Source organism: Lacticaseibacillus porcinae, assembly GCF_003946305.1.
Taxonomy (GTDB): domain Bacteria; phylum Bacillota; class Bacilli; order Lactobacillales; family Lactobacillaceae; genus Lacticaseibacillus; species Lacticaseibacillus porcinae.
Window position 1 is genome coordinate 49,144 of record NZ_RHNS01000005.1, and the last position, 22,930, is coordinate 72,073.

24 protein-coding genes are annotated in these 22,930 nt (G+C 49.4%); all 24 read right to left on the minus strand.

Translation table 11 applies throughout. The features are described 5' to 3' along the window. Positions 1–5: 5 nt before the first annotated feature. Positions 6–1,724: a DUF3991 domain-containing protein gene (locus EKM92_RS06205; RefSeq protein WP_225420728.1), complete on the minus strand. Its 1,719-nt coding sequence runs from the start codon at positions 1,722–1,724 to the stop codon at positions 6–8. Next, positions 1,660–2,925 carry a MobP2 family relaxase gene (gene mobP2, locus EKM92_RS06210; protein ID WP_125708988.1) on the minus strand — a complete coding sequence of 422 codons (1,266 nt, stop codon included), beginning with the start codon at positions 2,923–2,925 and terminating at the stop codon, positions 1,660–1,662. The genes EKM92_RS06205 and mobP2 overlap by 65 nt, the downstream gene beginning before the upstream one ends. Continuing rightward, complete coding sequence (locus EKM92_RS06215; RefSeq protein ID WP_125708990.1) at positions 2,922–3,362, minus strand: hypothetical protein; 441 nt, start codon at positions 3,360–3,362, stop codon at positions 2,922–2,924. The genes mobP2 and EKM92_RS06215 overlap by 4 nt, the downstream gene beginning before the upstream one ends. Continuing rightward, positions 3,362–3,613: a hypothetical protein gene (locus EKM92_RS06220; protein ID WP_225420729.1), complete on the minus strand. Its 252-nt coding sequence runs from the start codon at positions 3,611–3,613 to the stop codon at positions 3,362–3,364. Before EKM92_RS06220 ends, EKM92_RS06215 begins: the two co-directional genes overlap by 1 nt. A gap of 409 nt (positions 3,614–4,022) precedes the next feature. Then, positions 4,023–4,835 (minus strand): ABC transporter ATP-binding protein, encoded by an 813-nt coding sequence (locus tag EKM92_RS06225; protein ID WP_125708994.1) that lies wholly within the window; start codon positions 4,833–4,835, stop codon positions 4,023–4,025. A gap of 17 nt (positions 4,836–4,852) precedes the next feature. Beyond that, the gene (locus tag EKM92_RS06230; RefSeq protein WP_225420730.1) at positions 4,853–5,479 is read right to left on the minus strand and encodes a hypothetical protein; all 627 of its coding nucleotides are present in this window, start codon (positions 5,477–5,479) and stop codon (positions 4,853–4,855) included. Positions 5,480–5,488: 9 nt separating this feature from the next. Further along, entirely contained in the window at positions 5,489–6,466 is a 978-nt protein-coding gene (locus EKM92_RS06235; RefSeq protein ID WP_125708996.1) for a CHAP domain-containing protein, read from the minus strand. Further along, positions 6,466–8,379 carry an ATP-binding protein gene (locus tag EKM92_RS06240; RefSeq protein ID WP_125708999.1) on the minus strand — a complete coding sequence of 638 codons (1,914 nt, stop codon included), beginning with the start codon at positions 8,377–8,379 and terminating at the stop codon, positions 6,466–6,468. The genes EKM92_RS06235 and EKM92_RS06240 overlap by 1 nt, the downstream gene beginning before the upstream one ends. Beyond that, positions 8,363–8,959, minus strand: a complete 597-nt coding sequence (locus tag EKM92_RS06245) for a hypothetical protein (RefSeq protein WP_125709001.1) — start codon at positions 8,957–8,959, stop codon at positions 8,363–8,365. Before EKM92_RS06245 ends, EKM92_RS06240 begins: the two co-directional genes overlap by 17 nt. Further along, positions 8,946–9,281 carry a hypothetical protein gene (locus tag EKM92_RS06250; protein ID WP_125709003.1) on the minus strand — a complete coding sequence of 112 codons (336 nt, stop codon included), beginning with the start codon at positions 9,279–9,281 and terminating at the stop codon, positions 8,946–8,948. The genes EKM92_RS06245 and EKM92_RS06250 overlap by 14 nt, the downstream gene beginning before the upstream one ends. Before the next feature lie 11 nt (positions 9,282–9,292). Beyond that, positions 9,293–11,692 carry a pLS20_p028 family conjugation system transmembrane protein gene (locus EKM92_RS06255; RefSeq protein WP_225420731.1) on the minus strand — a complete coding sequence of 800 codons (2,400 nt, stop codon included), beginning with the start codon at positions 11,690–11,692 and terminating at the stop codon, positions 9,293–9,295. Between the two features lie 54 nt (positions 11,693–11,746). Next, positions 11,747–12,244, minus strand: coding sequence for a type IV secretory system conjugative DNA transfer family protein (locus EKM92_RS06260; protein WP_125709005.1), 498 nt, complete (start codon positions 12,242–12,244; stop codon positions 11,747–11,749). Next, entirely contained in the window at positions 12,237–14,804 is a 2,568-nt protein-coding gene (locus EKM92_RS06265; protein ID WP_125709007.1) for a VirD4-like conjugal transfer protein, CD1115 family, read from the minus strand. The genes EKM92_RS06260 and EKM92_RS06265 overlap by 8 nt, the downstream gene beginning before the upstream one ends. Before the next feature lie 259 nt (positions 14,805–15,063). Further along, positions 15,064–15,147, minus strand: coding sequence for a putative holin-like toxin (locus EKM92_RS13735; protein WP_225420736.1), 84 nt, complete (start codon positions 15,145–15,147; stop codon positions 15,064–15,066). Positions 15,148–15,293: 146 nt separating this feature from the next. Then, positions 15,294–15,884: a hypothetical protein gene (locus tag EKM92_RS06270; protein WP_125709206.1), complete on the minus strand. Its 591-nt coding sequence runs from the start codon at positions 15,882–15,884 to the stop codon at positions 15,294–15,296. Positions 15,885–15,889: 5 nt separating this feature from the next. After that, a complete protein-coding gene (locus tag EKM92_RS06275) occupies positions 15,890–17,038 on the minus strand; it encodes an ArdC family protein (protein ID WP_125709009.1) in 1,149 nt (382 codons plus the stop codon). A gap of 2 nt (positions 17,039–17,040) precedes the next feature. Then, positions 17,041–17,271, minus strand: coding sequence for a hypothetical protein (locus tag EKM92_RS06280; RefSeq protein ID WP_125709010.1), 231 nt, complete (start codon positions 17,269–17,271; stop codon positions 17,041–17,043). Positions 17,272–17,280: 9 nt separating this feature from the next. Beyond that, a complete protein-coding gene (locus EKM92_RS06285) occupies positions 17,281–17,751 on the minus strand; it encodes a single-stranded DNA-binding protein (RefSeq protein WP_125709012.1) in 471 nt (156 codons plus the stop codon). A gap of 65 nt (positions 17,752–17,816) precedes the next feature. Further along, positions 17,817–19,265, minus strand: coding sequence for an immunoglobulin-like domain-containing protein (locus tag EKM92_RS06290; protein ID WP_125709014.1), 1,449 nt, complete (start codon positions 19,263–19,265; stop codon positions 17,817–17,819). Between the two features lie 5 nt (positions 19,266–19,270). Next, positions 19,271–20,566 (minus strand): hypothetical protein, encoded by a 1,296-nt coding sequence (locus tag EKM92_RS06295; RefSeq protein WP_125709016.1) that lies wholly within the window; start codon positions 20,564–20,566, stop codon positions 19,271–19,273. A 16-nt stretch (positions 20,567–20,582) separates the two neighbouring features. After that, positions 20,583–20,801 carry a pilin gene (locus tag EKM92_RS06300; RefSeq protein ID WP_054715233.1) on the minus strand — a complete coding sequence of 73 codons (219 nt, stop codon included), beginning with the start codon at positions 20,799–20,801 and terminating at the stop codon, positions 20,583–20,585. Beyond that, positions 20,794–21,024, minus strand: coding sequence for a hypothetical protein (locus EKM92_RS06305; RefSeq protein ID WP_125709018.1), 231 nt, complete (start codon positions 21,022–21,024; stop codon positions 20,794–20,796). Before EKM92_RS06305 ends, EKM92_RS06300 begins: the two co-directional genes overlap by 8 nt. 219 nt (positions 21,025–21,243) lie before the next feature. Further along, positions 21,244–22,107: a pilin N-terminal domain-containing protein gene (locus tag EKM92_RS06310; protein WP_125709020.1), complete on the minus strand. Its 864-nt coding sequence runs from the start codon at positions 22,105–22,107 to the stop codon at positions 21,244–21,246. Then, positions 22,094–22,930 (minus strand): class C sortase, encoded by an 837-nt coding sequence (locus tag EKM92_RS06315; RefSeq protein WP_125709022.1) that lies wholly within the window; start codon positions 22,928–22,930, stop codon positions 22,094–22,096. Before EKM92_RS06315 ends, EKM92_RS06310 begins: the two co-directional genes overlap by 14 nt.

The window sequence follows — 22,930 nt, forward strand, 5'->3', positions numbered from 1 at the left end:
TGTGATCATCTAGCCAACGCTCGTTGTGTTGGAGAACCTTGCTGGCGCGGCTGCGCCTTGCTCCTGAGCGGAGTCTGTTCAACTTCAGCTCCCATGCCACGTTCGTCTTGCTTATCGACAGCGTTGTATCCATAGGTCTTGATAAGATAAGCCATTTCTTGCGGAGAATCGGCCTCGAAAAATCCGATTGTCTGGTCGAACCGGTTGACGGCCTGATAGTGCATTGTCCCATCACTGTTCGACGTACGATCAACAACCATCTGTTGTTCATCATTAGCGTATGCGTGGCGTCCTAACGCTGCCGACAGCGACTCGGCTCGCATGGCTTTCAAATCATCATTCCAGTCCTTGATCGGGTGCGTTGTGGGTTCATATCCCTGCTTAAATTGCTGAGCATAGCTACTGATTTTTCCCGCAAGTTGTCCTCGAACGTCTTCGATCATGCCAGGTTGTAAGCGACGGATCAACAGTTCAAAATCTGGTGTTTCCACTTCCGTCACTGAATTCATTTGCGTTGCGATCTCGGTCGCCCGATCCGCATACTGAGTGCCTGTGTAGGGTTGATCAATGTTGTCTGCGCCATTGATGAATCCACTCTGGAATCCAAAGCCATTGCCAAGTTCACGTTTACTGTTGAAGTTGGTTTCAGCTTTTTCAATAGCTGCCAGGTCACGCCAATCAACGCCCACAGTATTGGCAACATCGCGTAGTACCCTTTCTCGATCTTGTGGAATCTGACGATCATGTGGCATCAGATTGAAATACGGCAAAACCTCGCCGGTTTCCTGAACCACGAATTGATGATCCTTCATCATCCGATCAAAGAACGTATGTCCGGCGGGATCGTTGTCCACGCCAAAGCCAATACTGTTTGGCACATTGCCGGTCAGCTCATACATGTATTGGATCCCTTTAATCACAGTTACCGGCTTCAAGCCGTCCATTGAAAGGAACATGGAATTGTTGGTCTCAGGGTGAGTTGAGAGGTAGGACAGCGCGTCGATCGGTGCTTCAAACACCAACAGCCGATCCGGCTTGCCAATCGAAAAATTGAACCCGAAGTCTTGCTCCGAGTTCTTCATAATTCGCTTGATTGTCCCACGACGTCCGTTTTCATCATAGTCAATCGTTGTCCCTTGCGTAGCCGCGCCAACACGCCGACCGCTCTTGGCCCAGACAAACACCACGTCGCCATTTTGGTTCTGTTGCAAGAACCCTTTCTGATGCAACGTCGCAATTAACTGCGGGTTTAATCCGCGCGCGATTGTTAGATAGTCGTTGGCGCGTGTGAAGTCTTTGCTATTGCGAGTGTTGTATTGGAAAGGTTCCGTTTTGCGTTGTCCAATCTCTGCGCGCGACAGGCTAGGATCATTCAGCAGCTTCACTGCGGCTTGCATTGACTCAACGCCAACGACATTCATCATGAAGTCGATCGGATCGCCATGCTGCTGCCGCGAGTTCCAGTAGAACGTATTCTCCCTCGCATTGACTACAAAGGAGTCGTGTTCGATTCCACGCCAGTTGCTTGTACTTTCCTGTTCTATGTTGATGCCGTTACGCTGGACAACATCTACGATTGATGCTGACTTGGCACGCTTAAAATCTTCCATCCATGACACATAGATCACCTCCAAAAAAGCACGACCATAAAGGCCGCGCTTAACGATATAAGTCTTGGTTTTGAGTGTTGCGCTTGCTTTCTTCCTCAGCAGCGCTACGATCATGTGCTTTCTTATTCAACAAGTGTTGCTGCACGTCGCCACGAAAAAGGTTCTTGATTGCCTTCAGCGAAGACAGGATGCCATGATTTGGTGCGCCACCAGCAGGTGAACGTTCTGGTAGATTAGTAGCACCCGTCTTGGAGTCGTCTTGCTTGTATTGATTCCACCGATCCTGCGCCAACATTTCTTTCAGCACTGAGTTTCCCATACGCGCAAAGAGTTCATCATACTTGTGGTCATAGTAATCTTGCGCCCGGTTCTCTTCCTTACCCGGCTGACCTTTGCCGTAGAGAAATTCACGGAAATTCACCTGAGTCATCAACTGCGAGTCGAACGCTTCTAGCTCCGTTTTGTGGTAAAGCTGCATGTACCGACTGGCGAAACCGTCAAGTAACGGGCGCAAGATTTTCATGCCATTCATGTTATAGCGCCACTGCCGCCGATCGTCAGGTAGCTTGCTATAAATCTGCTTGTAATAGTTCATCAGTTGCCGATCCGGGAGATCACACCAAAGCTCCTGATGAGCTGGCAAGCGGTCTCGAATCAGACTAGAAATCTTTGCAAGCGATGGATCACGATTCAACATTTCATTAGCGACAGCGGACTTAAACTTGCTGAGCGTCCCAGCCCTCAGGTAGCCTTTGCGCTCCTGAATTACCTTGCCATCGCGTTCAAATGCCATAAGCTCTCGCTGCGGATCAGGCTCGACCGTTGCGATATGAACATGAATGTTATCAGTGTTGAGATGAATCGACGCCGACCAAAGCGCCGAAGCCGTGAGTCCTTCATTGGTGAGCAGCTTAGCCATACCGGTACGAATCGCGGTGCGAAGCTTTTGTTGATCCACCTCTTGGGTTTGCAGATTGTAGATGCCATGTTCAGCTAGGAACGTGTTGTCAAAACTCACGACTGTCTGCCACATGACCGACCCATTATGCTCAGCCTTTTCAAACGATTGCCGCAACTGCTTCCGTGCATCAAGATCGAGTTGGTCTCTACCCGCGGTGAAGATCCCAGTGCTCTTCTCAGGGTTCTCCATGTAGTGGTTGTAGCCATCATAGTTGACGGCATTCCAATCCTTGAAGTGCTTAGAACGCATCGCATCGGAGCGGTTGATGTAGTTGATATAACCGGAGAAGTGCTCGTCGCCTGGTCGCTCAAAGCGCATGACTGAAACAATCCCTGGACTACTGCTCACAATCATTCGCCGCCCTTCATACGCTTGTACTTGTCACTGTTCCGATAGACTTGCTGTGCCTTGATCTGGTCGGCAATCTTCTCGTCGGCGCGCATAATCGCGTTGCTTTGCACGTCAGTCACCGGAAACTGTTCCTCCATACCATGAAGCACAAGGAATCCATTTAACAACTCACGGAACATTGCGACGGTGCGCTCAGTTGATCCTGTCCGCAAGCGGATTGGATCGATCAATTGCTTGATTTCTGTTGCGACCTGCCGGGCTAAAGCTCGATTTCCTAACAGCTCGTTTTGCATTTCTTGATGCTCGCGAAGTAGTCCTTCGACGGCCTCGCCTCGGTTCTTGCACTGATGATCCGCCATGTACTGATCGATATACTTCCAGCCATACTCACCCGACTCAGGTGAATCTAGATATAAGACTCGGCGTTCATGCAACGTCATCACTCCCTTTCAATTCCCAATGAATCTAACAGTGCGTTGAGTACCTCTGTGTTGCACTGGATCACAACCTGGGACTGCTGTGCAAGTTCGCTCAAGTCATTCAGCTCGCCTTCCACATAATAGTCACGCGCGTGCTGATGAATCAGCCGCGCTAGGTACTTGTTTCGCGTCATACCTTTTGCATCTGCCAACTGCTTAATGATGGCGGCATCCGCATCTGCCACGCCTTTGATATGAATATCGACTACCAACCAGATCAACCTCCTTTGTTCGAGTTCTACAAGCGCGTCAATTCAAAAAATCGGCCTTGAAGTTTCTAACTTCGAGACCGAAAACCAAGTTCAAAACTAAGTGAAGGGTGAGTGCCATGACCCAACAGACCGGATCACAACACTCACCCTTCAAGTCCAAAATATCGACAGGGGCCGAATTTTGGACTTTTAGTAGATGAGCATAAGGGAAAACTGAACCCAAATATGGGTTACACCGCAGTGCGGTGGGTTTTCCAAAGGGGTCACATTCGTGACCCAAGTGCCTAAGATTCAGGCTTTAGGGCACAAGGAAAAATTCCCTTTGTGCCCAGTATTCAATGAGTTGTGCACCCAATTTCTTGATTTGTGCCCTAAAATCGGCATTCTTGGCACCAACAATTTCGGGGGTTCAATCCAGCTTTTCGGTATAATTTGTTCGTGCCTGACGGGCGCTAGTGATTGCTTTGCGAGTTTTCGTCGCCGTAGTTTGATGCTGCTTAATGGTAGATTTCGTCTGCGCGATCTTACTCTTGGTGTCAGACTTCTGAGACCCAGTTTGAAGATCCAACGACTGGTTTTGCTTCGCCAAGGTCTTCCTGAGCGTAGCAATGTTGGCCTTGTTCTTGGCCACCTTGTGCTTCAGTGTCTGGATCTTTTTCGAGTAGTATTGCACCATGTAGGCAAGATACTCTTGTTGAAGCTGATGCGTTGTTGGCCGCTTGTAGGAACCAGCGTCCTTTGCCTTTTGAACTAACAAGGCTTGGCTATTGGCCGCCTCCAAGCCGCTACCCGTTGTCTTCTTATCACCGATCACAACGTAGAGAAGAGCTTGCTTTTTGGGAACTTGTTTGACCGTCACGACATAATAGTCTGGACTCACTTGAGTCAAAGTTGACGACAGGATCTCGCCATTTTCGTGACCCCTGGTGCGAACCTTTGAACGAACCGTAGCCAGCGGATCAAGCTGATTGTCGCTAACATAAAAACCCAGACGGTACGTTTGATTATTGTAACGTTTAGCATTGGCATAGATGAAAGTGTTCTCGCCCATCACAAAGGACTTACCCGTGGTAAGCCCCGACTCGTTGATATTTTTGGGGAAGACAACGAACAAGACCAGCGTCACACCGATCGCCGCCAAGATCCAACCAAACAGCTTCTTAAAGCGCCACTCGGCTTTATTGCGGTCCAAAATCTGGACATGTTTTTCTTCAACATCCACCAGTACTCCTCCTTCCTTTACTGATCGTTACCGGCCTGATCGGTGACGGCGGTGAACATTTGACTATGTCTCACCAGTCCTCGATCAAAGCGTGCCAGTAGCACACTTGAGTATTGAGTGTGACTGCTATCGTATGAGTAAGAGTACGTCATGTGGACACTTACCAACGCATCCTTGCCGGCTCCGGGTTGGATCATCGCAGTAATGGTATTCCACTCGATCTCATAGGCCGTCGCCTTCGTCTGAGTCCCCGCAGTCGCGGTAGTCGGTGCCAGTTGATCGACTTGTTCTGGGGTCGCCACCTTCTTCAATGCAGCCCGCTTTGCGGTCACGCTCGGTGAATAGTTCTGGAGAATTTTGGCGTACTGGATGGCCGTATTCTTGAGCTTCTGTTCACTTGACTTGTAAGAGGAGAGCTCGGCTTCGGCAGACTTTTGAGCCGCCTTGGCCGCTGATTCTGCGGCCGAATTGTTACTCGGTGCAGCCCGCTCTTTCTGCTTCACCACGCGCGTTTTCGTCACAACTCGTGGTGTTTGCTGTGAAACACGATACCAGCAGCCACCCATCACAACCGCCAAGACAGTTGCGAGGATGGCATAGCTAATTAAAGCGGTCCGTCCTAAATTATCGATTCTAAAATTCACTTGATCACCTCATTTTTTATGGATATAAACGTATGACGAAACATTACTGAGAGTCTGATAGTTCGGCCCAGTTGATGACGGAAAACCCGTACCACCTTGAGAAATTTTGATGGTTCCAGCGCTGCGATTGTATGCTTCCACGTAGGCGACGTGCCCATACTGTGGATCAGCTCGCCACGTCCCAACCATCTGCCCCGCCGCAAAAACAACGACCGTGCCAGCCGCAGGAGTTCGGTTCACAGTGAAGCCCGCAGCTGCTGCCGACGTGCCCCATTGACAACCATTGCCCCAGCCATTACCGGCCCAGCCGCTACGCGCTTTAGCGAACCAGGTGCATTGACCTTTTGGATATGTGTTACCAGCAGTGTTGAGTTTATATTGACCGGTTAGCTCCGATTGGTCGATGCCAGACAAATCAATTTTGCCAGGCACCGACTTAAATCGTGGCGATCCTTGAGGTCCTGAGTGCAGCCATTCCATTTTTCTGACACCTAAGATTGTTGTCCAGCCGATCGATGATTTCCAATCAGAGTTATTGAAAAAGGCAAGCAGTTGATCCAGGGCATTAAGCCTGTTGGTGTGTCCTTCCAGCGCGTAATTTGCGAATGTTCCTGCCGTGTACTGGAGGATACCCGCCGCCTCGTTACCACCGGAATTCATGTCTTGAACCTGCTGAATAACGGCAGCGTTGCCGCCTGATTCATTTTGGATAACAGCTTCTAGGTTCTTGATAAACTCATCGCTGGGATCCGCATTCATCGCGGTTGCGGCAATTTTTATGAGCTGTGGATCGTATTCACCGTTGGTGGCAACATCGCTGCTATCGGTGCTCGATTGACTAAGAAACATCGACAAAATGCCAACCGTAAAGACCGTCACCAGCAATAGCCCCACAGCCGTCATGATTGCCGGAAGACCAGTCCATGCGACAAATCGGCGAACTAAAAGGGCGTTCTTCAGTGCCTGCTTTTCATGATGTGAATCCATCAAGCACCACCTTCAAACGTCCTCAATTCTTCGTCTGTGACTTGGAAATTCATGTGCAGCTTATCGGTGCCGATCAACAAGTACGCCTCGCCTTTTCCGAAGTCAGGCAAGCTAGCGAAGTCCTGTTCCGTCATCATATTACCGAACAGTGACCGGAGGATCCCCGGATTTTCTTTGGTCTTGATCGTCGAAACATCGTGCTTCATTAGCACCTTATACTGGCAGAGTGAGTACAACTGATTCAGTGCGTTGACCGCCTTAACCATACCCTTATCGGACACATTGGCACCGCTTGGAAACATCCGCTCCAAGCGCTGCGTGGCCAAGACAATCGACCCAAACATCTTGCGGTCTTCAGACATTAATTTGACAAAGAAATCTGCGACGAAAGACTTATCTGTGTTCAAGATTGTGTGGCATTCGTCAATGATCATCAACCAGTGCTGCACATCGATCAGGTCTTTTTCACGCGCGTCGTAGGCTTTCTTTTGAGCGCGGCCAAGGCGCATGCAGTTGTTATATGAGTCGATGATTGCGTTATAAATCTGCAAGTCTTGGATGGAGTCTTGCATAGCGTCGATCGTGCTCAGTTGATACGAAACCACTTGTAAATCGCTCAAGTCTGGGAAGCTCGAATATCCGTCAAAGAGATCACCAAAGGTTGACTTCAGTTGACCCAGTGACAACAAAATCGACTCATAATAACGTGTCATTTCTGGATAGAGACCCTTGGTGGAGGCATTCTGAATGAACGCCACAATGTCTGAAAGTGTCGGGTACTCCGTGGCTGTCAAAGCCGTCACCGGTGGCCGGTCTGGATCAAGATAGTGGTGCTGCTTGTAGTATCGATCGCACAACTGTGAAAAGGCATTGGCTGTGCGTTCATCGGCATCTCGATCTAACAACCGATACTTAATCGCCAAGCCCCCAATGTGGGCCCGATACGATGCAATGACATCCGTATCAGAGGTCTTTTCGTCATATTGGGTTGGGTAGACCTGAAACATATTGATGATACCGTCAGATCCATCAAGGTTGATCACCGTGCCTTTGAACTTCCGCACCAGCGTCGCAAACTCACCCGTCCGATCAAACACTCGTACTAGATCACCGCGAATGGCCCGCTCCCATAGGATTTTCTTGAGGCTAGTGGACTTGCCACTTCCCAAGTCTCCTGAGAGAAATGTATTGTAATACGTCCGCGTGTTAGTGACACGAAACATGTCCCAATAGACCGTCCCGCCAGTTGGCGTATAACCGAAGTACGAGCCATACGGATCACTCAAGGAGGTTTGATTATGCGCGTAGCCCAGTCCCATGACCTGCCCGCTTAACGGTAAACCTGTGCGTCCGCTAGGTAAGCGCGACTGTTCGACAATCGGCAAGAACATCGACTTGTATTCGTCGGCGTTCTCATCCAAAAAGACCGTCGCGCCGTAGCCATCAGTCGCCAGATCAGAGATCACATCGTTGACTTTACGGTTCAAGTGATCCACAGAATCCGCGTAGAGGTAGATGCGCATGCTGACCTGCTTGATCACCTCGCCTTGTTTATTAAGCTCTACGGACAACTGCCGCAGCGGTAACAATTCTTGATCGATCAGGTCGCTTTCTGTCGTCGAATAGGCACGATGTCGTTGAATCTCAAGTTCGGAAATTGAGCTTGAAATTTGCTTGGCATAGTTAATCTTGGGATTAGTGTAATAGTCCACCACCGCTGTTGCACCATGCACCGCCGTCAGCTTTTTAAGCCAAAAATCGCTGAAGGTGTCGGGGATCTCATAGACATGCACACAGGCCATAAAGACGCTGCCCAGCCGCACGAAGTACTCGCTCTTGGTATCTAGTCCGCCTGCTGGTTGGATCTGATAGACGAACCCGTCGTCGATCACCTTACTATTGTTCTTCTTCACTGGTATCCACCCCCGGATTATTCATCAGCCGATACATCAGTTGCTTTTCTGCGATCGTCGTCGGTTGAAAGCCATAGACCGCGCCCTTCGCTTTAGCATCTTCAATATTGGCCTCAAGCTGTTTAGGCGTCGTGCCAAACAACATGATCCAACTGGACAACTTGCGATAATGCTGCTCAAGGTATTGGAGGTTGTAAAGCTCCTTTTCCAACTGCTCAACCCGGAATGGGTCGGTAGTGGTCTTGATCAAGTGCCGGAAATATTGCTGCTGCACGTCGTTGTTTTCTGGAAAGTTCAAGAAGATTTCTTTGACCGAATGCGTGTACTGCCGCATAAACCGCCATGAACCATTCTCAATCGCATCAGCCTCTTGCAGAGTCAGTCGGTCTAAGTCATGCTTTTCAGGCTTCATGACGTCGGCGTAGTAAGTAGACAGGCCACTCTTGAGAATGATATAGCCTTGCTTGCTAATACCGACGATCGGCAAGATTGCAGTGATCTTTCCGCGCTGCTTACGTTCATCAGTCTTAGTCCGCTGGTCACGTTCCTTGCGTCGATCGAGCGCATTAAATCCGGCCATGGCGAGCACCTTCTTTCTCCTCGTGGAATTGGTAGACTGGCCGTTGGATCGCATGGTACGTCCGACGCGATTTACGGACGATCTGCATCAGTACCTGGTAATTTTTCTTGTCGTAAACACTAGATGGCGACAGCATCAAATACGTGATTGCCGCTGTTTCAATTGGAGCTAGGGCTTGTAGAAACGGTGAGACAAAACGAGTGAATAGCAGCCAGGAGATCCCCGATGCTACCAAGATCACGATGAAATCTGCAATCGTGAGGTTCTTTGAATACTGTGCCTTCATCATCATCTTTTTTGAAAACTGGATATTGTGATACATCTAATCGCCTCCTATTTCAGATTTTTGCCTTGACGCAAGCCTTGGCCGGTGGTCTGACCAACACGATATGCCCGCCGTACTGCCGTAACGGTCGGTGACTTAGCCAGGGTCTGGTGCGCCCCGATATTGACGTCGGTCAGTCGATTGGAAATCACTGTGCCAAGCGTTTGGTTAGCCGTCGTATCAAATTGATGTTGTGCGTCTAAGGCGGCATGTTGATCATTCAAAATCGCCGTTTGTCCAGCCTGAACTGCACTAGCCGTTGCGCGCGGCATGGATTGTGTGGAAACATGTGGGACCTCGTAACTAGTAGTGGTGTGCCCTCCACCAAGTGTCTGTGGCCGCTGTTGAGTCGGTTGCGACTGAGTGCCACCCAAGCTTGGTTGTGCGGCCGCACCTGACATCGCGGTTTGACTCCCTTGAGGAATACCAGCGGCACCGACTGGAACAGCTTCATCACTGCTCATGTCTGGCACAGTGTGTGCAGGACTCACCCCATAACCGAGCGCTTGTCGTGCGGCTGATGTACCTAACGATGGCGCTGATCCAGCGTTCGTGCCAAGCTGGGACGCTTGGCCAACTTGGGCCGGTTGAAGCTTGCTACCAACTAAATCCTTAGCAGCCTGTGGCATTTCTGGCGCCGCAACATCGGGCGCGGAGTAATCTTGTCCGTTCCCGAGTCCAACATCGGTATTGGCAACGTCTTGTTGCAACTGTGGCGCCGTAGCGTCACCACTAGTCGGATCGGCCGTTGTGCCCAACCCACCCAAGGAGCTAACGCTACCTGCCCCGATGTCCGCTTGTGCTGGCAAATCAGGTGCTGACATGGCTGGTTCTTCAGTACCATTCCCGTTTGCCCCTGTACCAAGCGAACCGTCACTGGCTTCTAAACCGGCGTTAGCGGGATTATTACCGTTGTCAGCAGCAGTATCCGAGATTGGTGCTGCCTGACCCTTATCGCTAACATTTGGTTGCGCAGTGGCTGTTGAGGATGCACTCGTTGGAACGCCGTTGGTCTGAGTAGCTGTAGCTGGGCCGCTAGTAGCTTGTTTTTGATCGGATCCTTCAGCTTTCGTTGGATCAAGTTCTGGCTTCTTAGCCGCCATACCCACCGGTGCGCCACCATTCAGCTTGTCGCCCGGTAATTCCGGTTTCTTGGTCAAACCAGCGCCAAAACCGGCGAGTGCTGACCCCGCAACTAGCCCTTTACCAGCGAGCCCTTTTGCCGCACCACCAAGCTTCTTGGTTGCATTCAACGCAGATTTGGTCGTATTACCAGCACCACGCGCCAAAAGCATAACGTTGGTCATGGTTTGTGCCATCGAAGATAGTCCAGCATCGATGCCAAAGACTGACTGGATGATATTCGGGCCGTCGAGCACAAATAGGAAGGCGCCGATCATCGCAAAGACGCGCGCGACGCCGCCAACACCCGCCTGTGTGATAAAGCTCAAAAACTGCGCATAGAACTGTAGAATTACACACAGTAGAAATGCGACCACAAACGAATCGCGGAGCTTGGCAATTATCTGGCGGTTGCGCTTGCCGGAGTCAAAGTCAGTGAGGGCAGCACCCTGAGCTAATAACCCAATGAAGTTGATTTCCATAATGATTTTGACCAGTTTAAAAATAACGATTGCTACCGTGATCAAATATAATAGAAGGTTCGCGGCTAGGATCCACGGATGCCAGGAGTATCGATAGTAGTTATCATCGATCTTGAAAGCCCCTTGCATGTTGTGCAGTTCCCATTTACCGTCAGCGTTCATAGACAGCTGCTTAGACAGAATCTTAGTCCCGTCGTCGCTAGCCTTAGAACCGCCAAACCAGCCGCCCGTATCAACTTTTTCGTTGATACTTAACAGTTTGATGTCTTCCATATTCTTGATTTGGTTAGTAGTTCTGGGTAGCTTTGCCTTACCACCGCTCGTCTTCCAACCGGCCTTATCTAACATGTAGACGTCGGTGATATTGCCTTGATAGATAGACACAGCGGATGGCGTATTCACCATGGCCTGTTCCGCACCATCAGTGATCAGCTTCGTCCCTTGGGTCATGAGAAATGTCAATCCAAAGAACAGTAGCACCGCCACCAAAAAGTTATTGCCTTTCTCGTGATAATCCACGCGCTTATTGTGCATCATCATCAGGCCTGCCCAGAGCAGTCCAATCGTGGCTAAAGCCCAGATAACAGGATCATACGTCTTGAGAAATCTTTGAAATGGTGCATAGCCCCAGAAGTCTAGTAACTTGTACATGTATGCAAAGATACTAGAAAGTCCATTGACGATTGTGGTGAGGCCATAGATGATCATGTATCCGATCCATCGCAACCCATCAGAAACAAAGTTGGTGACATGCAGGTAGTCTGCATAGGCTCTTAGGACTGCGATAATTTGTGTGTCACTCAATTAATTTCACCTACGATTCTTTTGGCAGCCGCTTGAATAACAAGCGCAACGCAGTCACATTTCAACATTTTTGATCCTATCCGGTTGCACTGAAGTTGCTAGATCAGCATCACCTCGTCCAAAGGCCTGCAACCCTGCCAGCGTTGTGGTGTAGACAATCAATCGAACGGGTCCTTGTGTGACCGTGATATTCTCATATTGACGTCTTGCAAGGTCATCGGTTGCCAAGTCGCCGAAAAGCTTGTCCAAGGCGGTGGCCCCGCTTTCATCGGAATAGGATCCCAATTCGCAGAGCATGTCTGAAACGGTATGCATCGTCACAAGCTCAGGAGTCTTCGCTGCGTAACACGCCCGACACACCTCCAAAATTAAGGCGTTACAAAGCGAGATTGCCGCTTCTTCCCACAGTGGATTCGGTCGAAAATCCTGGTGGAAAATAGAGTAGCTCAGCGCGTGACAACGTTGCAGCGCTTCATCATAATTCTTGTTCCAATAGGCAACCCTAATTGGTTCCAGAGGGTTGTAGCCCCTATTGATTGATGTGTTATTCAATTAATTTCACCTGCAGTTCTTCTTCCTTGATCTGAAACAGAGGCTTCAGTTGTCGATACGCTTCCGGCAATAGATCCCGATTTTTGATCAAAAACACCTTCATCTCGCCGACTGTTTCATATGACATAAAAATCATTTGCCGATCAATGGGCATGTGGTGCTCCACAATGCTGTGTAGCATCTCAAGCTGGCCCTTCGTGAAAGCTTCTTCGATTGATCGAAGATCCTCTTTAATTTCGCTAGTAACATTAGGGTTCACAGTGCTACGCTCCTTTCCTTTTGATGCAGACTTAAGGCCTGCAAACGGGTCTACAACTGTCTTTTTATGCGGTGCAGCCTTCACAACATCGATGTTGCGAGTGCCATCAGACTGCTGTGTGACTTTGAGTTCCAAATTTTCTGATGTATGAACATAAAACTCCTTAGGTTCAGCTTCCTTCTTGGTCGGCTTTTTAGAGTTCTTCGCCCCTTCAACTTCTGGTGCCAAGCCAAACTCCTCACGATTGATGACAAGCTCACTCAAATCAAGATCGGCATGAATTGAGCGCTTATTGCCATTCAACTGTTCAAAAGTCTGCGGATGATTGAAACGATCACCCAGATACTCATAGGCAAACGGCATGCCGTAACCTTTGGTCGAGTCTGCAAATACGGGCCACGCCGTGACGTTTTGGCCCTTAAGATCCTGGCGCTGCTTGGCGCGGATCAAAACCCACTCACCCTTACGCATCTGACGTAGTTCTTCAGCGGTCATTAAGTCCCGCGCCTGCTCGCTTTCGCCGTAGGACTTATCCAAACTCAGCGGATCGCCATGCCGCGACGGCGCGATGATGGTCTTCTTACCTAACAACGATGCAAAATACTCAGGATCATGTTTGCCTTCAGGGAGGATACAAAGCTTATTACCACAGGCATCAAGGATTGCTTCGGCGCCGCGTTCGCCGTACTTGTCTTGCAGTTGCGGAATCGATTGAAAGACCAGGTCATACAAGATACCTCGCTGCAGCCCGACGTTCATTGATCGCGATAGGCCGTAAATCGCTGGAATGTTGGAAACTTCCTCATAGAGGTTCAGGACCCGCCGCGGTAAGGCAGAATCCCTAGACATCGTGGCCAACTTCGACAGGACATAGGAAATCTGCGACAGGAATGTAGAGACGATCATATAATTGGAGTCGTCATAGTCTGGATAGCAGATAAACAAGGCGATCGGCTTCTCACCAGTCGCCAATTGAGCGATATCCATATCACTATGCGACGTCAGCCGCGCAATTGAATTCAAGGTGAAGTTCTTCAGCTTCGCCATGGCACCGGTGTAAATCCCAGATCGGGTAATCCCTTGAGAGAAGGTAATCGTGCCATATTGCAGCTTGGCCGGATCATTGATCGCCAAGCTGCTAAAGAACTTATCTAACGCCGTGGTTCCGTTTTCATCAGGATTAGTCCCCAGCTCATTGAGCATGACAGAAACGGTATACATCGTGACCCGTTCTGGTGTGTCCGCCTTATAACAGACTCGGCAAACTGCTAAAATCAAGGCATTACACAACGCAATCGACGCTTCCTCCCACATCGGATCCGAATGGTTTTGATCGTTGTGGAAGATCGAATAACTGAGTGTGTTGCACAGGCGCTGGGCCTCATCATAATCTTGTTTCCAGTAAGCGATTTTGACCAATTCTAGTGGGTTGTAGCCCATCGAATACTCTGGCGTGATCAAATTTAGGATCTTCACGTCCCAGCCATGATGCTCAAACTCAGCTTTCGTGTTCTTGACCATATCCGCCTTCAGATCGGTTACGATCACCGATTCTTTGATCATTGCGCGCATGATCAGATCCAACTTAGGATAAGTGAAAGCTTGAGTCTTCCCTGATTGCGTCCCCGCGACTGCCGCGGTGTTGGTCTTGTTACGGTCAACCAGGTCATACCCATGCTCAGGTTGGGAATCTCGGTTATTTTCAACGAGTTCAACACCTTCGCGCTGCTTACGTGCGGCAATCGCATCAAACCCGATTGCCGCTTGCGCAGGCTTCATGGTGTAGGTCTTTGGAATCGTCAAAGACAACGCATCGGCCTGATCCAGAGGAATATGCAGTTGCGGTGTCCCCGGATACCCTTCATACAAACTATCGTCAAGCGGAATCGCCACACTTTCTGTCGCTAGTTCTTCCGGTTCTGCAAAGCGTGCGGTCCCCATTGATCCAGTGTTAATGTCACGGTAGGCGATCCGCATCTGATAAAGCTTCATCGGCACTTTCCACAGCCAAAACAACAACGCTATCGCCAAAGGGATCAACAAAAGCGCCGGCGTCGTCAGTGGCACAAATAGACTTTTCAGGCTGAATACTTGCCGCCAAGGAAAGTGCATCAACTGCGCGTTGCCGATATTCTTAGGCCCTGCCTTAATCAGGCTATGTGCCATCGTTCCGAAATAATAGATGACGTGCGTCACCAGGTTAGCGAACATGTATACGGCTAAGAAGCTGAGTACACCAACAGTCGCAATCATCTTAGGATCGGCAAGAATTTTCTTCCATTGTTTAAATGGCGTATTCATCGAACCAATCACCTCTTTTTAATTAATTTCACGAAAAAAGCAGCCAGACAAAGGGACTGTCTGACTGCTCAAGAAAAGTTCTAACTCAAAACCGTGGATAGATATTGCCGCACTGATCGTGAGTGCGCTATAATGTAGCTGTAGTAAAACACCGACGACACTTATTCAGCGCCGCCGGTGTAGGCAAGGCCGGATCTCTCCGGTAGCCAGCTAAATCAAGTTACTTTTCAATAACCGTCATCGCCGGGAAGCAGGACGGTTATTTTTTGTTGTCGTTTTTCATGATTTCCACGATTAACACCGCAAAGGCGATCATCAAGGAAAGCGTCTGATAGACACTCATGCTTGCTCCTTTCAGAGCAATGACTACAACAAAGGCTCATAGGCATCACTCCCTTCTTTCGAAAGCAGCTAGCCACCGTCCGGCCTTTCCTCACCAAAATACATTCTACCAGAATTTCTAGCGCACATATACTGCATTGATAACTTCTACCGGCGTTGAGTCTTCTTAAGACGAATGCGATGCCAGGCGTCCTGCACGTCCGCAATCCCTTCTTGGATACCAAAAACCAGCGTGGTCACTGTCGCAACGGCAATAATCAAGCTCAGCCAGCCCTTTAGCCCTGGCATAATCCGCTGAAGAAGGCCGCCACCAACGTAACTGCCAATCAGGTACAATGCGAGATTCGTAACGCTGAGCTTCAGCATGACGCTGATTAGATCGACGAAGGCCATGCCGGCGGCCAGCAGTGCGATCGTCGCAATCACTTGATATGGCTGGCCAACTGGCAATTCTCCCTTCTGATTCGATGCGATCCAGATGGCTGCGACCAGGAGAATAAAGACACATACTAACTGAGTCACCTTATGGATCTTATTGTGGCGCCGATTGTATGCTGCCACGCGTGCGTCCCACGATTGATTATCATCGTAAGTAATGACGACCGTATGCACCAGGTTCCCTGCTGAGACCAGGCCTAAGACGTCCATACCTGCGGACTCAAGTTCATATAATGTATCACTGACCCGATTGCTCAAGGTGCCCGCAGAAAGCGCAGTAACAGTCTTTATGGCTTTCATCAAGATCACCGCCCCATCGTCGCTTGAACGGATTGCTTAACCTTTACAGGTTTGCTTTCCCGCTGGATTGGCTGTGCCTGCTCTGGTCCTTGATTTTGTTCTTGGTGTTGATCCTGAGACTTTTCCATAGATGCCGAAACGTCATTGATGATGGCGTGAGCGCCACGCTGAATGTCATTCATGATTGCTGCTTGTTGCTGCTCAGGCGTGCCATCAACCGCTGTGAATTGATCGGTCCAACCAGCAATATACGGTTTTGCTCTTTCAAAGGTGTTGATCCCCATGGACTTGCAGACAACATAGCTGGTCATCTCCGCTTGCAACTCTTTGATCCCGCGATAGGTTTCGCCCAGTACATCGTGAGTATCCCAGAATTTTGACACGTCTTTACTCTCAGAGTTATGCAGCCGAACATGAGCAATCTCGTGAACCAGTGTTGCCGCGTACTCCTCCTTGCCCAGCCCCTGCTTCATAAAAATCTCGACAGGTTGGCCATCTGGTGTGCTGATTGCGGCACCTTTGGCTGCACCAAGCTTGCCAGTGACCGTTGGAAAGCGAGTCGTTGTGGAGTTTGTTACTGGCGCGCCAAGTTGACTGGCTTCGTCACGCAATGCCGCAATCAGTCGATTAATGGCTTCTGGATGTTCGTCGGGAAACTCGAAAGGCCGATTGGGAAAAATCTTGGGGTAGTCTGCGGCTTTAGCGTTGGTCTGAGTAATGTCAAAAACGCTGCCCAACCTGAAGTACGTCCCTGATTGCGTCGGCACACTGGGATCCTTGGCGGCTACCTTTTCTTTCGTAACCGCACTAAGCTTGGAGTAGGACACAAAGGCTTTAGCTTCATCATCCAAATACCGTTTGTACGACACTGGCACCAAAATCTTGAGACCATGCTCACCACGTTTGACATGTAGCCCTTTATCCGACCATGTCTTGTATGGCGCGACGTATAAGGCATCTTCGTACTGCGAGCGGATCAAAGCAGTATTGCGGACCGAGTAGTTGTATTGGGTGGCCATAAAGTTCAGAAACTCTAAGCGATCCTTAGGCGACATCGAATCCATCCGAATCTGCGGAATGGCATTGGTCATCAAATCCTTGATCTCTTTTTGCAATTCCTCTGGACTTTTCTTGGGATATTTCTTTTGAGCCATAGCTAAACCTCCTTCCGGAAAAATTCAGACTTCGTCAGCACTGGCGTAAAGTCTTCATCCGACTCATCATCAGTGACAGTTTGTTGCAACCGATCATCAGCGTCATCAAGCATGGCTTGCAGCTCCCATGCGCGTTCCCGTGTTACCACGGTAATCACATGATCCCCAGTCTCACAGTCCATGCCGGTGATTTGCGGTCCAATCACCGACTCCAAAATAATCAAGTCTTCCATAACTGTCTCCTAGCCCCGTGACCGATACGGATCATCGTAAGGAGACCGTCCGAAGCTTAAATCTGGCACTGGCGGCTGCTGAGCTTGTGTTTCTTGGCGTGATTGGGCACTACGTTGTTGCGCCTGACGAGGAACAGGCGCTTCATCTGCACCATCCGCCAAGATGTAGTAATCAAACGCTTGAATCCGATAGCTGGTGCGTGCGTTGCCATCATCCGTTTGGTAAGAATTGGACGACCAGCAGCCGTTGATCAAAACAACGGTGCCTTGGCCTAAATGACCATTGTTGATTTCTTCAAGGAACTGTTCGGCTAAACCTCCTGAAAATTGCACTGGCGCTGAGTCCGTATGGATGTTGCCGTCATTGTAGTGACGCGTATTCTGCATATAAATCTGCACATACTTACGATTTTTGCTTTCGCTGACTTTCGCTTGTGAGACAACGGTGCCCATGAACGAAATCGTATTTTGCATCTGCATAATGTACTTTTCCTCCTAATGAAAATAGCGCCTCATTAGGGACGCTGCTTAATCGTAAATTCATATCACTTCATAGCGGCTGGAGAAATCGCCGTAGAGCCTGAGTCAACCGCCGAAGCGGAAGACTCAGACCCTTTGGCGGGATCACGGGGCGTTGGGGTATCTGAGGTTTGCACGGTAACGGTGGTGCTTGCGGTCGTCTGTTGCCCGAATTTGTCGGTAACAGTGTAGGTAAGCCTGTACGGGCCTGGAGTATTGGAGTCAACACCACCGACAAGCGTAATGCTGACGTCGCCATACTTGCTACTTGCCGAAACGTCGTGAACCTGTACAGGTTCACCCAACTTGACTGTAGACGGGATCTTACTAACATCTAACATTGGCTTATCGGCATACACGGTGACCTCCCGCTTGACTATTGCAGTCGCGCCGTTGCTGTCTGCAATCTGGTAGATCAAGTCATAGATGCCGGGCTTTGACGTATCGACGCTGCCACTGACGGCCACTCGATCTGAAAGGTCGCCATCTTGAAAGTCCCGTGCCAAAACGCCGCTCATCGCATTAAACGTGGTGCCAACTTCGACCGACGTCTTAGCATGAGGCACGTCAAGCACTGGTGCGTCATTATAGATCACCGCTTCGCGCTTGACGGTAGTCGTGTGGCCTGCACTATCAGTAACTGAGTAGTTGACCCAATAGGTCCCAGGGGTGTTCGAGTCAACGCCTGAAGTATCGACGTGAACATCATTGATCAAATTTCCATCTTCAACGTCACGCGCAAACACACCACTAAGATAATTGATACTACCTTGATGGGCATGGAACTTCATTGATCCCAAAGCCAAGATCACGGGAGCATAATCTACTTTAACCGGTGTCGTTTGGACGGAGTTGCCACCGGTATCTGAGCCACCAGTATTTGTGCCGGTAGTTTCTGAGCCGGTGGTCGTTCCCCCATTCCTTGGTAACACAAGTGTATTGTCTAAGTTAGACTGATCGTCAGTGGTATTTCCGATGACGTTATCAAGCGGTGTCAAAATAGCGTCATTAGTTTTAGCATCAGCAACCGTCGTCTTATCGGCACTCTTTTCTCCCTTATCGTCATCATCTTCAGCTAAAGCCTTCGCCGCCAAGGCGACAAACTCCTTAGTAGTATCTGAGGTAACCGCGTTGGTCACCGCGCCAGCTGGGTTGATGATAGCTTTTAAAATTTCATCGGCAGCACTCGTCTCACTGTCGCCACCCAACAGAGAGTCCACTAGGTCGTCCGCAGGCTTCGACTGCTTTTCTTGCTTGGAAGACCTGGTCGCTGAGTCGATCAATGAGTCAGGTGAACTTTTCTTTTTCGTGTGCGTCTTGATCGGCACTTGGATCTTACCCGGGGTCGAACTGCCTTGATTGCTGGCAATATTGTACGCAAACAAACCGCCGCCACCTAGCACAACCGCCGAGAACAATAAGATTAGTGGCCACTTGCGGCGCTTCTCTTCATTCTCCTGTTGTTCAGGTTCCATTTATATCACTCTCCTAATGTTTGTAACTGATGTGTAAACGCCTGGATATTTGTGGCTGCACTCTTACGTTCAGCAGCGGATTTCTTCTTGTCATTGGCGTCATGTTGATACTTTTCAATTGCTTGCTGATAGATGCGACCAGTTTCGATGACCTTCGCCAAGGACTTATTGTTCAGCGTCTTGTTGAGTGCTGTTGCCTCATCAAAGCGTGCGGCATGGACATATCCCAGTGCGATTGCCAGTGTAAGCTTGGAGCTATTCAGATCCGCATTTAGTATGGCGGCTTGATCAAGTTGATTCGTTTTCACATAGGCGATGGCTAACATTGTCTTCCGAAGCGTGGTCATCTTTGCTTGAGTAGACAGATCAACGACTTGAGCATACTTGGCTTGCTTAAAGGCCAGATCAAACTTACCCTCGTTTGACGGGTAGGCCGTAACAAACTTCTTCAAGGTCTTTTCACTGCCAACAGATGCCAACTTGCTCTCAATATCAGCCCGCTTATTCGGATATGCTTTGGCAGCGGCCAGATATTCCTTCTTGCCAATCAATTCCGAGTACGTCGGCGGTTGATTCGCGCTACTCAGCACACTATGGCCGACCACAAAAAGGGTGAAACAAGCCACCAATACACCCACGACCATGAAACACCGTCGGATGACCGTTGCGCTTGGTCGCCAGTTACGCTCACTGGGTACACGTTGCGGCTTTGCTTCGCTTGGGTCCGGCTTGACGACTGGTGCTTTTGTGGGAGCTGGGTCTATGAAATTTTCGATTCTCTCCCGTACACTAATTGATTCCGGTTCAGCCTTTGTCAGCGCCGGATCGGGTTCTTCAATGCGCTCCTTAAAGTCCTGCTTTTGGGTTGAGTGATCATCGAGTTGCGTTGAATCACTCAAAGACTCCTCAGGATGTACTTCTTGTTTCAACGCAGGTGTGGCATCGGCGGTCAGTTGAATCTTATTCTCAGTTTGTAGCTGTTGACCAAGCCGATCCAAGAATGTTTTCTTATCGGCTGCCGGGTAATCAGCGAAAAGCTCCGACGACAATGTGTGTTGAACCACGGCAATCAAGTTATTGATGTAGGAAAGGTGCTTTCCAAACTCAAGCTGATCGACAAAGACACTTTCGCCATCATCACCATGAATCACCATCACAATCGACTCACTGAGTTGATGATCGACCGCATACTGTTCGGCCTCATTAAGCAAACGTTGAGCTGCGTTTAGCGAATACCGATGCGACTTAGACTTCAGCACTCGGCGCAATTTACGTGCGCCTTGAAAACTCACAGAAAGCACGGTACTCACCTTCCTTTTAAGCCGCTTTCAGCCAGGATACGATGGCCGCCGCTGCGATCGTGATCAGCAAGCCAATCGCAACGTTTTTCAAACCGTCACGGGCTTGTTCAACCTTTTGCGGGTTCTTCTCCATGTGCGCCATGCCGTAGATACCAAGCTTGACGGTTGCATAAAGCCCTGCAATCGTCCCAATTGCGGTAATAATGTATTGCAGAATTGTGGTGACCTTACTCATGTTGTTGACTCCCTTCTACAACAACGCCACTCCCACTCAATGGGTTTGCGGCAAGCGGGTTCTTCGCAACTTGTCCTAATGCTTTCACGATGATTTCGGTGTTTTCATCAATCACCGCTTGATACTGGTCGTATAACCACTGATCCGGATCAACACTATTGAGCTTTAAGACCGTCGTCGCAAGCTTGCGTGCACGACTCAAATCACTTTTATTTACTGCCATAGCTACCTCCTATTTTGGCTATTCATTGACGCGCCACTGATTGATTGTTTTCCGGTGACTCGTTGTTTTTTGACCTCTTGGCCAATGTTGTCCGAAGGAGTTAAACCTCCGCATCAGTTGCCCGACGGCATCGACGACAACATAAAAAAAGAGAAAGTCCAAAAATTGCGACTTTCTCTCCACTAGATCAGGCTAAGCGACAAGCTCAGCAACTAATCCTTATTCAGTTTTGCGTTTCTTGACCACAACTCCGGCGCCAATAGCGCCTAACGCTGCTAGGCTCATGCCTGCCGCAGTCGTCCCTTCGTTCAACGTGTGGCCAGTTTGTTGTAACTTAGTAGTCGTCACCGGCTTGGGCGTAACTCCGGACTTAGGCTCGATCACTTGTTTTGTTGGGAAATTCCCATCATCGTCAGCCACTGGCAAGATTAAGGTAAAGCTAGCAGCTTGATCAACACGACTCGGCGCAGACGTATTAACGAACGTGTACGCCTTGTAGCTGTGAGCCGGCACGGTAACTTGGACATCCAAGACCCCAGGCTCGCCGTTGACAGTTTTCGTCACACCGCTAGTCACAATTTGATAGCCATCAGCTTTGCCCGCTTCAGCACTCAACGTCAACTGAATCTGAGCTAGGGCATCCGTATCTTTGGTATCAACCTTTTGAGCTTTCACCAATTCATCAAATCGGGGTGTCACATCATAAACTTTCCACGTCGATCCGTTGACACCCGCGTTAAGCGTGTTGGCAAGGTCTTTGTCCGCCGCACCCTCGATCGGGGTTACTTGGTGGATCTCGATCACTTGTTTCACGGCTTGTTCTGATTCAGCAGGGGTTAATGGTACTTTAGTCGCCATTACCGCTTCGGTTTTTGAACTATTTGCGTCTGATTCAGAATCTTGGGTGATCACATTTGCTTCATCGCTACCCGCCTCAGAAGACTCGTTATTTGCAACGCTTGAACTATTGACCGCTGCGACACCAGTATCAGTCGATGCGAACACGGTCGCACTTGAGCCCATACTCAGCGCGACGCCACAAATCAATAGCGCCGAGACGACGCTTTGCTTACTTAGTTGCATTGTTTCCCTTCTTTCTCCATTTTGTGATGATGAACGCCACCAGCGGAATCACCAATAAGATAATCGCCACAATCAACTCAAGTCGATAATTCATCAAGTAGGCCCAATATGAGACCTGCTTTTGCTGACCGTCATAAGGGACTCGCTTAGCCGTAACGTGTAGTCGTTGCTTGTTTTGAAGCAACGGATAACAAGTGATCAACGTCAATAAATCTTGTCCAGGCTTCGGCGTCAAGTCTTTGACATAAGTCGGCGCGTACACGCCATCGCCTTGCTTGACGCGATTGATGACTTGATACTCTAGCATCTTCTTACCAGCCTTGAGATAAATCTTGTCACCGTTTCTCAGATCAGAGATCCAAGTAAACAAAGGCTTGGCCTTGCCCGAATGACCATCAATAACCGCATGCGTTCCAGCACCGCCACCTAAAGGCGATGAAGCCGGCAACCAACCCGCACCAATCTCCAATGCCGCATCAGAAGAATTGGAAAAAATCGGCAAGCGTAAGGCGATTTTGGGGATCATGACCGCGCCAATGGTCTTCAACTGCTGATCCTGCAAGTTGATGGCACTGGTCGTCCCGCGAGTTTGCTTTTGGGCCTGCCGCTCGATCACTGTGCCTTGATGGTCTAGGCTATTGATATCAATCTGTTGTTGGCGATAAGTTTCAAATTGCGTGTATCCGTAGTACCCAATTGCGCTCACCACGACGACTAGACAAGCCACAAACAAGATCAGCGCACCACGACGCCGTCTGCGATTGTGGTACGATTTTGACTTCGCCGCCGTTTCCAATATTGTCTTTGGTTGTCTATTTGGCAT